The organism is Streptomyces sp. f51 (genome assembly GCF_037940415.1).
Taxonomy (GTDB): domain Bacteria; phylum Actinomycetota; class Actinomycetes; order Streptomycetales; family Streptomycetaceae; genus Streptomyces.
Genome location: NZ_CP149798.1, coordinates 7,094,753 through 7,107,035, shown reverse-complemented (window position 1 = coordinate 7,107,035; position 12,283 = coordinate 7,094,753). Strand labels below are relative to the sequence as shown.

General features: G+C 71.4%; 11 protein-coding genes. 5 read left to right on the top strand and 6 right to left on the bottom strand.

Annotation, left to right across the window (positions count from 1 at the left end; genetic code table 11):
• Window positions 1–28: 28 nt before the first annotated feature.
• Both WJM95_RS30750 and WJM95_RS30745 read right to left on the bottom strand, forming a co-directional pair.
• Window positions 29–856: an alpha/beta hydrolase gene (locus tag WJM95_RS30750; RefSeq protein ID WP_339133652.1), complete on the bottom strand. Its 828-nt coding sequence runs from the start codon at window positions 854–856 to the stop codon at window positions 29–31.
• A gap of 241 nt (window positions 857–1,097) precedes the next feature.
• Entirely contained in the window at window positions 1,098–1,946 is an 849-nt protein-coding gene (locus tag WJM95_RS30745; protein ID WP_339133650.1) for a GntR family transcriptional regulator, read from the bottom strand.
• Window positions 1,947–2,242: 296 nt separating this feature from the next.
• On the opposite strand from WJM95_RS30745, the gene WJM95_RS30740 reads away from it, so the two are divergent.
• Window positions 2,243–3,691: a cellulose binding domain-containing protein gene (locus WJM95_RS30740; RefSeq protein ID WP_339133648.1), complete on the top strand. Its 1,449-nt coding sequence runs from the start codon at window positions 2,243–2,245 to the stop codon at window positions 3,689–3,691.
• A gap of 62 nt (window positions 3,692–3,753) precedes the next feature.
• Here the strand turns inward: WJM95_RS30740 and WJM95_RS30735 are convergent, their stop codons facing one another.
• The 4 genes from WJM95_RS30735 to WJM95_RS30720 all read right to left on the bottom strand — a co-directional run bounded on the left by WJM95_RS30735 (window position 3,754) and on the right by WJM95_RS30720 (window position 7,912).
• Complete coding sequence (locus tag WJM95_RS30735) at window positions 3,754–4,677, bottom strand: SGNH/GDSL hydrolase family protein (RefSeq protein WP_339133646.1); 924 nt, start codon at window positions 4,675–4,677, stop codon at window positions 3,754–3,756.
• 219 nt (window positions 4,678–4,896) lie between these two features.
• Window positions 4,897–5,553: an acetoacetate decarboxylase family protein gene (locus WJM95_RS30730; RefSeq protein ID WP_339133644.1), complete on the bottom strand. Its 657-nt coding sequence runs from the start codon at window positions 5,551–5,553 to the stop codon at window positions 4,897–4,899.
• A complete protein-coding gene (locus tag WJM95_RS30725; RefSeq protein ID WP_339133642.1) occupies window positions 5,550–7,262 on the bottom strand; it encodes a GMC family oxidoreductase in 1,713 nt (570 codons plus the stop codon). The genes WJM95_RS30730 and WJM95_RS30725 overlap by 4 nt, the downstream gene beginning before the upstream one ends.
• Window positions 7,262–7,912, bottom strand: a complete 651-nt coding sequence (locus tag WJM95_RS30720) for a TetR/AcrR family transcriptional regulator (protein ID WP_339133640.1) — start codon at window positions 7,910–7,912, stop codon at window positions 7,262–7,264. Before WJM95_RS30720 ends, WJM95_RS30725 begins: the two co-directional genes overlap by 1 nt.
• A gap of 256 nt (window positions 7,913–8,168) precedes the next feature.
• On the opposite strand from WJM95_RS30720, the gene WJM95_RS30715 reads away from it, so the two are divergent.
• The 4 genes from WJM95_RS30715 (at window position 8,169) to WJM95_RS30700 (ending at window position 12,195) form a co-directional block, all read left to right on the top strand.
• The gene (locus WJM95_RS30715) at window positions 8,169–9,506 is read left to right on the top strand and encodes an NAD(P)-binding domain-containing protein (protein ID WP_339133638.1); all 1,338 of its coding nucleotides are present in this window, start codon (window positions 8,169–8,171) and stop codon (window positions 9,504–9,506) included.
• Window positions 9,507–9,611: 105 nt separating this feature from the next.
• Window positions 9,612–10,127 (top strand): SigE family RNA polymerase sigma factor, encoded by a 516-nt coding sequence (locus WJM95_RS30710; protein WP_339133636.1) that lies wholly within the window; start codon window positions 9,612–9,614, stop codon window positions 10,125–10,127.
• 8 nt (window positions 10,128–10,135) lie between these two features.
• Entirely contained in the window at window positions 10,136–10,663 is a 528-nt protein-coding gene (locus WJM95_RS30705) for a hypothetical protein (protein WP_339133634.1), read from the top strand.
• A gap of 305 nt (window positions 10,664–10,968) precedes the next feature.
• Window positions 10,969–12,195 (top strand): bifunctional glycosyltransferase family 2/GtrA family protein, encoded by a 1,227-nt coding sequence (locus tag WJM95_RS30700; RefSeq protein ID WP_339135962.1) that lies wholly within the window; start codon window positions 10,969–10,971, stop codon window positions 12,193–12,195.
• The last annotated feature ends 88 nt before the right edge of the window (window positions 12,196–12,283 follow it).

Here is a 12,283-nt window from a genome sequence, read left to right as displayed (position 1 = left end):
CCTCCCGTCAGGTCGGGAGGCACAGGTGTCAGCCGCGCGCGAACTCCAGCAGGTCGGCGTTGAACACCTCGGCGAACTCGGGCACCATGGCGAGGCCGTGCGGAGCGCCCGGGTACACCTTGTAGACCGCGTCCTTGACCAGCTTCGAGGACTTGTCGCCCGAGGCCACGATGGGAACGATCTGGTCGTCGTCGCCGTGCACGATGAGGGTCGGGACGTCGATCTTCTTGAGGTCTTCGGTCAGGTCGGTCTCGGAGAACGCCTTGACGCAGTCGTAGGCGCCCTTGATGCCCACGGTCATGCCCCAGAGCCAGAACTCGTCCCGTGTCCCCTGGGTGACGGTCGATCCGTCACGGTTGGCGCCGTAGAACGCGGCGCTGAGGTCCTGGTAGAACTGCGACCGGTCGGTCTCCACACCCTTGCGGATCTCGTCGAAGACCTCGATCGGCAGGCCCTCGGGGTTCGCCTCGGTCTTGAGCATGAGCGGCGGGATCGCGCCGACCAGGACCGCCTTGGCCACCCGGCCCGAGCCGTGCCGGCCGATGTAGCGGGTGACCTCGCCGCCGCCCGTCGAATGGCCGACCAGGATGACGTCCCGCAGGTCGAGCGCCTCGATGACGGCCGCGAGGTCGTCGGCGTAGGTGTCCAGGTCGTTGCCCTCCCAGGGCTGGCCGGAGCGTCCGCCGCCGCGCCGGTCGTGGGCGATGGCGCGGAAGCCGTTGTCCGCCATCACCTTCATCTGGGCGTCCCAGGCGTCCGCGGTCAGTGGCCAGCCGTGGGAGAAGACGACCGGCCGGCCCGTCCCCCAGTCCTTGTAGAAGATCTGTGTGCCGTCCTTGGCGGTGGCGAAGGGCATGGACGGGTCCTCTCGAATCTGGTCCGGAACGCGTACGCCGGTGGCTCCCCACGACGGCCCTCAAGTCCCGCCCGCCACAAGGCTTTCGGGCCAGACCGCGGATCAGCGGTGGGCGTACGGGGGCGGCGGGACGACCGGCAGCGCGAATGACCGGAATGAGCACATTGTCCCGATCACACTAGCCCAGGTGCCACGCCGCGGCACTGTGGACGGGCACCGACCCAGGGCCCGGGCACACCGCTCAGAACTGGCCGTCCGCCACCACGCCCCGCGTGGAGAAGGTGACGGGTTCACCCGCCGGGAAGTCGCCCGGCGGAATCCCGGGATGGTGCCCGTCGCCGGACGACGGGCGCTCCGCGTGGGGGCCGAGGGCCAGCCGGGAGACGATGCGGTAGCGGTCCCCCCGGTAGATCGAGTGGACGTACTCCACCGGCCGGCCCGAGGCGTCCGAGGTCAGGCGTTCGAAGAGCAGGGCGGGCGACAGTTCCGGCACGTCGAGCAGGCCCGCCTCCTCGCGGGTGAGCACCGTGGGTTCGATCGACTGGACCGCCTCGGCGACCTGGATCCCGTGCCGTTCGCCGAGGTGCTCGTACAGGTCGCCGTTCTCCAGTTCGTCACTGGTCAGGTCCGGCACAAGCCGGGCCGGGACGTGCAGGTACTCGATGGCCATGGGTGAGCCGTCGACGAGGCGGAGCCGTGCCACGTACCGGATGTCCGCCGCGGGAGAGACGCTCAGCCTGCGTCCCACCCGGGCGCCGGCGGGCACGGTGCTGAACTCCAGGAGTCTGCTGGTCCAGGTGCCCGCGGCCCGGGGCAGGCTGAAGGTCCGCCGGTCCGGGACGAGTTCCTGGGTGATCTTCTCGGCCGCCACGAACATGCCCCGGCCGTGTTCGCGCACCAGGAGCCCGGCGAGGACGAGTTGGTCCACGGCGGCCCTCAAGGTGGGCCGGGACACGCCGAGTTGCGCGCACAGGGTCCGCTCGGAGGGGATGGCGTCGCCGGGACGGCGTTCCTCGATGAGCTCCAGGATCGTCTCCCGGACCCTTTCACGCTTCAGTACCGCGCGGGATGCGGCGGGATCGATCTCCATACGAGACCTCGCTCGTCGTCGGTGCCGGCCAACTGGTATGCCCTCCGACCCTAACTGGTCCGCAGGTCATGGGGATTGCTTCCGGCTCGCCCGGTCGGACGAGAGTCCCGTGCGGCCCGATCACGTCAAGTTCCTTTGGATACAAGGGGGTTGACGCACCCATTGGTCTATGCCACTTTCAGGCAACGCCAACTGGTAAGGCCGAAGGGCCCAACTGGTCAAGCACGGCAAGTCTCCACGTGTTCCTGAGCACCCCCACCTCCCGCGGCCGGCGGGAGTCCACCGAAAGGAACCCCATGAGCAACCGCCCCCTCTCAGACCGTCCCCTCACAGGCCGCCGCCGCGTCGCTCTCGCCCTGTCGGCCCTCCTGGGAAGCACCGCCCTGGTGGCCGTGCCGATGTCCGCCCCAGCCGCGGCGGCCGGCGGCATCGCCGTCCAGTACCGCACCAGCGCCTCAGGGGCCACCGCCGACCAGAGCGAGCCCTGGTTCAAGGTGCGCAACACCGGCTCCGCATCAGTGCAGTTGAGCCAGGTGAAGGTCCGCTACTACTTCAAGGCGGACTCGGCGAGCGCCACGTACCGCTTCGCCTGTTCCTGGGCGGTCAAGGGCTGCGCGAACGTCACCGGCACCTTCGGCGCCCTGGCCCACCCCACCGCGACAGCGGACACCTACCTGGAGATCGGCTTCACCTCCGGAGCCGGCACACTGGCACCGGGCACCGACACCGGTGACATGCAGCTGCGCTTCTACCAGTCCAGCTGGCAGCCCGTGAACCAGGCGGACGACTACTCCTTCGGCGGTGCGCAGACCTCGTACGCGGACTGGAACAAGGTCACCGCGCAGCTCGCCGGAACGACCGTGTGGGGCACGGCGCCCGAGGGCAACGACCCCACGGACCCGACCGGCCCCACCGATCCGACCGACCCGCCCGGAGGCGGCCAGGCCCTGTTCGACGACTTCAGCTACACGTCGTCCAGCGACCCCGCGATCTCCGCGCACGGCTGGAACGTCCGCTCCAACTCCGGTGGTCCCGGGGTCCCCGGCGCGACCTGGGACCCGTCCAAGGTCACCTTCCCCACCGTGTCGGGCAACAAGGTCATGGACCTGGAGACCTCGACCGCGGGCACCGCCGAGTCCACCCGGCAGACCGAAGTCGTCTCCAAGAGCATGAAGTTCAAGAACGGCACCTACGCGGCGCGGGTGAAATTCGCCGACGCGCCGAAGTCCGGCCCCGACGGCGACCACCTGGTGCAGACGTTCTTCACCATCAACGACCTCACGGCGCCGATGGCCGACGACTACGCCGAGTACGACTTCGAGTACCTGCCCAACGGCGGCTGGGGCGAGACGGGCGACATCCTCTACACGACCTCCTGGGAGACGTACAACCCCGACCCCTGGCAGGCCGTCAACCAGCACACCGAGTCCCGGCAGAGCTACGCCGGCTGGCACGACCTGATCCTCACCATCGACAGCGGCAGCATCAAGTACTTCATCGACGGGCAGCTGTTCGGCACCCATGACGCCCAGTACCTGCCCGAGCGGCCGATGTCGATCAACTTCAACCAGTGGCTGATCGACCTCGCCGGACAGACCTCGACCGGAGCGCGCGCCTACGACGAGCAGGTCGACTACGTGCTGCACGTCAAGGACCAAGTGCTCACCCCGGCCCAGGTCGCCTCCAAGGTGGCCGCCTACCGTTCCGCCGGCACCGCGTTCGTGGACGAGGTGCCGGCTCCCTGACACGGGGCCGGTCCGCAGGAGCCTGTCGGCGAACGCGCGGGGCGCTCGCCGACAGGCCGCCGTCAGCGACGGTGGTGGCCCGCACCCAGCTCGGCCAGAAGGGCGGTCGCCATGGCCTGCTGCCCCTTGGCGTTGGGGTGGGCCGGAGCGGCGGGCGAGGTCGGGCGCAGCGGCTCGATCCAGCGGTCGGCGGGGGCCTTGCACATGTCGTGTCCGACGGTCGGCGTGTACGTGTCCACGTACTCGGCCCGGTTGAGGAAGGCCACCGCGCGGAGCATCAGGTTGAGCCGCTTGCCGGTGTCCCGCAGATAGGGGAAGTCCTTCGCCGCGAACGGCACCGTCGGGTAGCAGCCGCTGCCGTCGTCGGGCAGGAGGTCGGGGTAGCCGACGACCACCACGCGGGCGTGCGGGGACCTGGCGTGCACCTCGCGCAGCACCCGGGCGACCTTGGGAGCCGTCTGGAGGATGTTCACGGTGAGCTGGTCGTAGCCCGCGGAGTTGTAGTACTGCTGGCAGGGGTTGCCCGCGAGGTCCTTCGAGCTGAGCCCGGCACAGGTGGCGATGATCGGGCCGAAGCCCACGTCGTTGCCGCCGATCTGGAGGGTCACCAGATCGGTGTCCCGCTTCAGCGCGTCCAGCTGCGGTCCGTTGGTCCCCTGCGCCTTCCACATCTCGTCCGTCTTGGCGCCCGAGCAGCTGACGTCCGTGAACGAGGCGACCTTGCGGGCGGCCGCGGTGATCGAGGGGTAATTGTGGTCGGAACGAGCGCAGTTGGCGTCGATCTGCTGCGGGATCAGCGGCCCCGAGGTGTACGAGTCGCCGAGCGCGACGTAGTCCACGCCGTGCCCCGTGTGCCCCTCGCCCGCCTGGGCGGGGGTCGCCGCCGCGACACCGGCGACGAGCGCGCAGCTGCTCAGCGCGGCCCCCAGCGCCATGGCGCCCCGCCTCTTCGGAACGGCGTCATCCGGACGCGTGTGATCGTTCATCGTGCCCCTCCCCTGCAACCATGACAGCCTGCTGAACGGGTACCGGTGTTCCGCGGCGCGCGGGATCACGGCGCCGCGGCGGACCGAACGGCTCCTGCCCGGCAGACCCAACCTGGTCTGTATACCGGCCGGTAGGCCGCCGGAACAGGGTTTGATCCCCCTCCACTTGTCCAACTCTCATCCATCGTCGCCGAGTTCGCTGGGCGCGTATGCGCACCATCACCGTGGGGTGACGCTCCGTGCCGTCCGCGACGGTTCGGGGACGGCGTCCCCGAACCGGATGGCGAAGTCGTTCAGGGCCAGGCTGAGCAGCGGCCGGCGGCGGCTCAACTCCCCCAGGGGGCTGCTCTCCTGCGCGATCCAGTGGGCGCGAGCCGTTCGCACGGTGGAGCGCGAGCGTACGGAGCTGGTCTTGAGCGCCCCGTCGAGGGTCTGTGCGACGCGATAGGCGAGGGGCCAGCGGCCGGGGATCCGGCGTCCCGGTTCGAAGGCCGCGGTGGCCAGGACGTCCTTCTCCGTCGCGGCCCCGGCCCGCAGGCCCGCCGTCCTGTCGATGTCGAAGTCCGCCAACTCCTTCGGGATGCCCCACAGTTCGCGACCGCCCGCCATCGAGGCGGCACTGTCCACCCAGATGTCGGTGATGCAGACACGGGGGCGGTGCCCGTCGCGTACGAGGACGGCCCGCAGCAGTTCGTTGTAGTGCAGGACGCTGTCGTTCTCGTAGAGGACCCAGGCCGCGCCGACCGCGCCGCGCCCGGCGACGGTCACCGGCCGGGTGCCGTCGGCCACCCGGGGCAGTTCGCGGACCGGCACCAGCCACAGCGACAGGTACATCTGGCCGGCCAGCCGCCAGGGTTCCTCGGGGTAGCTCGTCACGGGGTGTCCTTTCCTGTGGGGGGATGCGGCGGCAGGGCCGCCGGCGCGCCCGCGGGCACGGCCGGGTGGCGCGGTGGTACGGGCGGCACCGGGAGGTAGGGCAGACCGGGTGCGGGCCGGGGGTCCTCCTCCCCGTGGTTGGGCCACAGGGCGACGGCCCGCTCGGCCAGGGCGGTGATGGTGAGCGAGGGGTTCACACCGAGGTTCGCCGAGATCGTGGAGCCGTCGATGACGTGCAGGCCCGGATGTCCGTGCAGCCGGTGATAGGGGTCGACCACGCCGGTCTCCGGGCTCTCGCCGACGGTGCAGCCCCCGATGAGGTGCCCGGTGGTGGGGATGTCGAACAGATCCGCCCAGGTGCCGCAGGCCAGCCCGCCGCTGCGTTCGGCCGCCCTGCGGGCCGCCCGGTGCCCCGCGGGTATCCAGGTCGGATTCGGGGTGCCCTCGCCGGGGCGGCTGGTCAGTCGTGCGCGCCCGGTGAACGTGCGGCGCAGGTGGGTCGTCACGGAGTTGTCGAGGGACTGCATGACCAGCAGGACCACGGTCTGCTGGGACCAGCGGCGCGGGCTGTGCAGACTCGGCAGGTCGCGCAGGTTGCGTGCCATCGCGGCCAGTCCGGTGAGCAGCCGGGAGCGGCCCGGCACGGGGTCGACGAGCAGCGCGCCGAGCAGTCCGAGCAGATTGCTGCCGCGGCCGTACCGGACGGCCTCGACATGGGTGTTCTCGTCGAGGTGCACGGAGGAGGTGATGGCGACACCTCGGCTGAAGTCGGCGGACCTGTCCCGGGACCGGACGCCCAGGATGGCCTCGGAGTTGGTGCGGGTCAGCCGTCCCAGGCGGGGTGACACGCGCGGCAGGGATCCGCGCTCGCGCAGTCCGTGCAGGAGTTTCTGGGTGCCCAGGGCGCCGGCCGCGAACACGACGTGCCGGGCGGTCAGGGTCCGTCTGCGGCGCGCGGGTCCCGCGCCGGTGCGTACCGAGGTGACGGCCCAGCCGTCGCCGTCCGGGACGACGTCGGTGACCGTGCGCAGGGCCAGCACCTCGGCGCCCGCGCGTTCGGCCAGCCCCAGGTAGTTCTTGGGCAGGGTGTTCTTCGCGTTGTGCCGGCAGCCCGTCATGCAGGCGCCGCAGTGCAGACAGGCGTCGCGGTCCGGTCCCGCGCCGCCGAAGTAGGGGTCCGCGACGCGGGCGCCCGCTTCCGTGCCGGGCGGCCCGAAGTGCACCCCGACCGGCACGGCCCTGAAGGTGTCCGCGCAGCCCAGGTCGCCCGCGGTGTCCCGCAGGAGCCGGTCGGCGTCGGTGAGCCGGGGGTTGGGGGTGACGCCCAGCATGCGGCGGGCCCGGTCGTAGTAGGGCGCGAGTTCGCGGCGCCAGTCGGTGATGCCGGCCCAGGACGAGCCCTCGTAGAACGCCTCGGGCGGTTCGTAGAGGGTGTTGGCGTAGCCGAGGGAGCCGCCGCCGACGCCCGCGCCGGTGAGGACGAGGACGTCGCCGAGCAGGGTCATGCGCAGGATGCCCGTGCAGCCGAGGCGGGGTGCGAAGAGGTAGTCGCGCACCTGCCAGGAGGTCCGGGGGAAGTCGGCGTCGGCGAAGCGGCGGCCGGCCTCCAGGATCCCGACGCGGTACCCCTTCTCGGTGAGGCGCAGGGCGGTGACGCTGCCGCCGAATCCGGAGCCGATGACGAGGACGTCGTAGTCGGGTGTGTCCATCAGGGCCCCTTCGGTACGAAGTCGGCGAGGACCGGTCCGATCAGGCGCGCGATGTTGGCCCGGCGGACGTGCGGGGGTTCGCCCGCGAGGCGCACCGGGCTTTCGAGGCCGGGTGTGTGGGCCGCGAGCGCGAGGTGCGGCAGCAGGACGAGCAGCAGGGACAGCAGGGCGTCGGTGTCGGCGCCCTCGCGCAGGTCGCCGGTCCCGACGGCCCGCTCGACCAGGGGGCGCAGGCCGGCGAGGTAGATGTCCTGCACCGGGGCGCGTACGGCGTTGCGGACGGCCGGGTCGAGTTCCATGTTGGTGGCGGCGGTGACCCCGCGTTCCAGCGGATGCCCGGCGAAGTAGTCGAACCACGCCTCCAGGGCGTCGGTCAGATGGCGGGAGAACTCCGTGGAGCCGTCGTATCCGTCGAGCCAGGGGCGCATGGCGGCGTAGATGCGCAGGGAGGTCTGCTCGGCCACGTAGACGAAGAGGTCGAGCTTGCCCTCGAAGTACTGGAAGAGCGAGCCCTTGGCCACTCCGGCCTCGCGGGCGATGACGTTGAGGCTTCCCGTGGAGTAGCCGTGGGTGCCGAACTCGTCCATGGCGGCGACCAGGACCCGTTCGCGCCGCACCGGGGACAGGCGGGTCCAGGTGGAAGTGGGCATGCATGCTCCCGCGTATGACCGGGCGGTCATGTGACCGCCCGGTCATCGTCGGCGGGGTGAACGCACGCTGTCAACGAGTCCGACAGGAAAACGGGGATGCCGGTAAACACGTACACGGGCAGGTCGGTTGATCCGTCCGATTTCCGAACTCCCGCCCATGTCAAGGTCATTGACAGGGCGGTCGCCGCACCTCAGCCTGTGACCACCTGGTCATGTGACCGGGTGGTCACCGGCGTGTTCACCGGAAGGGGCGGGCATGGAAAGGGTGTGTGTCATCGGGGCGGGCTCCTCCGGGATCGCCGCCTGCCAGGTGCTGGCGGCACGCGGGATCGCGTACGACTGCTACGAGACCGGCTCCGAGGTCGGCGGCAACTGGCGCTACCTGAACGACAACGGCATGTCGTCCGCGTACCGCTCGCTGCACATCAACACCTCGCGCCAGATCATGGAGTACGCGAGCTTCCCGATGCCCGAGGACTGTCCGGTCTACCCCAGTCACTTCCACATCGCCCGGTACTTCGACAGCTTCGTCGACCACTTCGGGCTGCGGCCGTCGATCTCCTTCCGTACCGAGGTGGTCCGTGTCGAACCCGTCCCCGGCGGCGGATGGAGCGTCACGACGCGCCGGCTGGACTCGGGCGAGACCGCGGAACAGCTCTACGGGGCGGTCCTGGTCGCCAACGGCCATCACTGGAAGCCCCGTTGGCCGCGTCCGTCCCTGCCCGGGGCCGAGGGGTTCACCGGCACCCAGACGCACTCCCACGACTACCGGACACCCGAACCCTTCGCGGACAAGCGGGTTCTCGTCCTCGGCATCGGCAACTCGGCGTGTGACATCGCGGTGGAGACCTCGCGGGTGTCCCGGCGCACGGTCCTCGCGATGCGGCGCGGCGCGCACATCCTGCCCAAGTACCTCTTCGGTGTGCCCACCGACCATCTCACCGGCTCCTGGCTGGCCACGGCCCCCCTGTCCGTACAGGAAGCGGGACTTCGGCTGCTGCTGCGGCTGAGCCGGGGCCGGCTGAGGGACTACGGACTGCCGACGCCCCGGCACCGGGTGCTGGGGGCGCATCCCACCATCTCCGACGACCTGCTCTCCCGCCTCGGTCACGGGGACCTGACCGTGAAGCCCGCGCCCGTACGGCTGGAGGGCGACCGGGTGACGTTCGAGGACGGCAGCACCGAGGAGTTCGACGCCGTCGTCTACTGCACGGGCTACGACATCGCGTTCCCGTTCCTCAAGGACGAGGTGATCGATCCGTCGGACAACGACATCGACCTCTTCCACCGGGTGGTCGCCCCGGACCGCCCCGGCCTCTACTTCATCGGACTGGTCCAGCCCCTCGGCGCGATCATGCCGCTCGCGGAGGCGCAGTCGCACTGGGTGGCCGACCTCCTGGAGGGCCGCTGCGGGCTGCCGGACCCGGAGCGCATGCGCCGCGAGACGAGCACGTACCGCGCGCGCCTGGCCCGCCGCTACGTCACCTCGACCCGCCACACCATCCAGGTGGACGCCCGGGCCTACCTCCGGGAACTGAGCACGGAACGGCGCAGGGGCGCGGCCCGCGTCCGACGGACGGCCACCGGCCGCTGAGCGTTCCGCCCGCGTGACCCAGATCACGCGACACAAGTGCATAGTGAGGCACCCTCCGACGTCTTTCCCCAGGTGTACGAGCAGGCAAGTGCGGGGACGGTGCGGATGGGACAGGCAAGAGCCGAGGGGACCGGCGGCTTCGACGTGTTCGTCGCGGCCCGTTGGTCGGCGTTGTTCCACCTCGCCCGCCTGCTCTGCGCGGGTGACCGGCACCGCGCCGAGGACCTGCTCCAGGAAGCCCTGGTCAAACTGTGGTTCGCCTGGCCGAAGGTGGCCGACGAGGCGCCCGAGGCGTACGTACGCAAGATCATGGCCCGTGCCGCCGCCCGCTCCGCGCGGCGACGGTGGTGGGGCGAGAGACCCGTGGAGGCACTGCCGGATCTCGCGCACACCGACGACGAGTCCGCGGCGGTCGTGGAGCGTTCGCGTCTGGAGGCCGCCCTCGCCCAACTGCCGCCCAGGCAGCGGGCGGCCGTGGTGCTGCGCTACTACCAGGACCTGCCGGAGCGGCAGGTCGCGGAGGTCCTGGGCTGCCCGCTGGGCACCGCCCGCTCCCACGCGTCACGCGGTGTGGCGCGACTGCGCCAGATCCTGGCGGATGTCATCGAGCCGGTGGGGTGAAGGGAAGAATGGACCACTTCGAGCGGGAGTTGGCGCGGATGATGCGCGACTCCCAGGAACACACCCCCTTCGAGCCCGCGCAGCAGAACAGCCTCCGGGCCGGTGTGCGCAGCCGCCGCAGGATCCGCGCGGCGCAGAAGGCCGCGAGTTGCGTCCTGGCCGCCGCCGGGATCAGCGTCGGCCTGTTCCTGATGCCGCACGCACCGGACCGTGACCGTCCCCTGGGTCCCGTCCCGCGGCCCACGGGCACCCCCACCTCCCCTTACGCGACCCTGTCCCCGACCCCGTCCTCGACCGGGAGCCCCACCGAGTCGGCCACCTCCACGGCCGGCGGCGCCACCGGGACCTCCGGGCCGCCCGACACGCCCAGCGCGACCGGGAGTTCGAGTTCGGTCTCCTCCGGCCCCGGGGGCCGCGGGACGGCGACGACCAGCGCACCCGCCACCGAACCGGCGACGCCGAGCGGGACCCCGACGTCCTCACCGCCGCCCTCGGGACCCGAACCGTCCTCGTCGGCCGCGACCGGCACCGGGTAGGCCCGGCCCCCGGCACGTCCGCCACCGGGCCGCCGCCCCCGTCCGTACAGCACGCATATCCCGACCCTGTCAGCGCGGTTCGGCCGTGAGCGTCCTCGGCCTGCCCCGCGACAGGGAACAGAACAGGACAGATCATGACGAAATCATTCGCGTCCGCGCCCACGGACTTCGGGAGCCCCACCCGCACCGCCTTCGGGAGCCTCGCGGACCTGGAGCACGCCGGGGGACACGACGGCGGGCCCCCGCCGGAACGCGAGCCCGGCGAACCCCCGCGCCCGGAAGGTCTCCCCGCCGGCCACACACCCGTGGACCGCCTCCCCGTCCGGCTTCCGTTGCCCGCGGACCACACGGAACCCGTTCTGGACGTGGTCGTCCCCGTGTTCAACGAGGAGACCGACCTGGAGCCGAGCGTGCGCCGGCTGCACGCCCACCTGCGCGAGACGTTCCCGTACCCGTTCCGCATCACCGTCGCCGACAACGCGAGCACCGACGCCACCCCGAGCATCGCCGCCCGGCTGGCCGCCGACCTGCCCGAGGCGACCTGGATACGGCTGGAGGAGAAGGGGCGCGGCCGGGCACTGCGCACCGCGTGGTCCAAGTCGGGGGCGCCCGTCCTCGCGTACCTGGACGTCGACCTGTCCACCGAGCTGAACGCGCTCCTGCCGCTCGTCGCTCCGCTCATCTCCGGACACTCCGACATCGCCATCGGCACCCGGCTCGCCCGTGGCTCCCGGGTGACGCGCGGCCCCCGGCGCGAGATCATCTCCCGTTGCTACAACGCCCTGTTGAGGTCCACCCTCGCGGTCGGCTTCTCCGACGCGCAGTGCGGGTTCAAGGCCGTCAGGCGCGATGTCGCCGAGCGGCTGCTGCCCCTGGTGGAGGACTCGGGCTGGTTCTTCGACACCGAACTGCTGGTGATCGCCGAACGCGCCGGACTGCGGATCCACGAAGTGCCCGTCGACTGGGTGGACGACCCCGACAGCCGCGTCGACCTCGTCTCCACCGCCGTCGCCGACCTGCGGGGCATCGCCAGGATGGGCCGCGCGCTGGCCCGCGGCACCCTGCCCACGGCACGGCTCAAACGCGCCACCGGAAGCACGCCACGGGCTTCCCTGACGGCCCAACTGCTGCGCTTCGGCGCCGTGGGCGCGCTCAGCACCATCGGGTACGTCCTGCTGTACGCGGCTCTGCGCCCGGTGACGGGACCCCAGGCCGCCAACGCCTGGGCGCTGCTCGTGTGCGCCCTCGCCAACACGGCCGCCAACCGGCGGCTCACCTTCGGGCTGCGCGGCCGGGGAGGCGCGCTGCGTCATCAGGCCAAGGGGCTGGCCGTCTTCGGCCTCGGCCTCGCGCTCACGAGCGGCGCGCTGACCGCACTGCACCACGGGACGCGCGCGCCCGGACGTTCCACCGAGATCCTGGTGCTCGTCGCCGCCAATCTGGCGGCGACCGTGCTGCGCTTCCTGCTCCTGCGCACCTGGGTGTTCACCACCGGGAGCCGGGGCGGCGACGCGGGAAGCGGACCGCGATGAACGAGCCCGGCATCACGGCCCGTTCGGCACACCAGGACAACAGGCCCCGGAACCCGGTCCGTTGGCCCACGGTCACCCTGCCGGACGC

Excerpts from the sequence above, each read along its gene's own strand:
- WJM95_RS30750 (WP_339133652.1), bottom strand. The coding sequence starts at position 856 with ATGCCCTTCGCCACCGCCAAGGACGGCACACAGATCTTCTACAAGGAC.
- WJM95_RS30745 (WP_339133650.1), bottom strand. The coding sequence starts at position 1,946 with ATGGAGATCGATCCCGCCGCATCCCGCGCGGTACTGAAGCGTGAAAGG.
- WJM95_RS30740 (WP_339133648.1), top strand. The coding sequence starts at position 2,243 with ATGAGCAACCGCCCCCTCTCAGACCGTCCCCTCACAGGCCGCCGCCGC.
- WJM95_RS30735 (WP_339133646.1), bottom strand. The coding sequence starts at position 4,677 with ATGAACGATCACACGCGTCCGGATGACGCCGTTCCGAAGAGGCGGGGC.
- WJM95_RS30725 (WP_339133642.1), bottom strand. The coding sequence starts at position 7,262 with ATGGACACACCCGACTACGACGTCCTCGTCATCGGCTCCGGATTCGGC.
- WJM95_RS30720 (WP_339133640.1), bottom strand. The coding sequence starts at position 7,912 with ATGCCCACTTCCACCTGGACCCGCCTGTCCCCGGTGCGGCGCGAACGG.
- WJM95_RS30715 (WP_339133638.1), top strand. The coding sequence starts at position 8,169 with ATGGAAAGGGTGTGTGTCATCGGGGCGGGCTCCTCCGGGATCGCCGCC.
- WJM95_RS30710 (WP_339133636.1), top strand. The coding sequence starts at position 9,612 with ATGGGACAGGCAAGAGCCGAGGGGACCGGCGGCTTCGACGTGTTCGTC.
- WJM95_RS30705 (WP_339133634.1), top strand. The coding sequence starts at position 10,136 with ATGGACCACTTCGAGCGGGAGTTGGCGCGGATGATGCGCGACTCCCAG.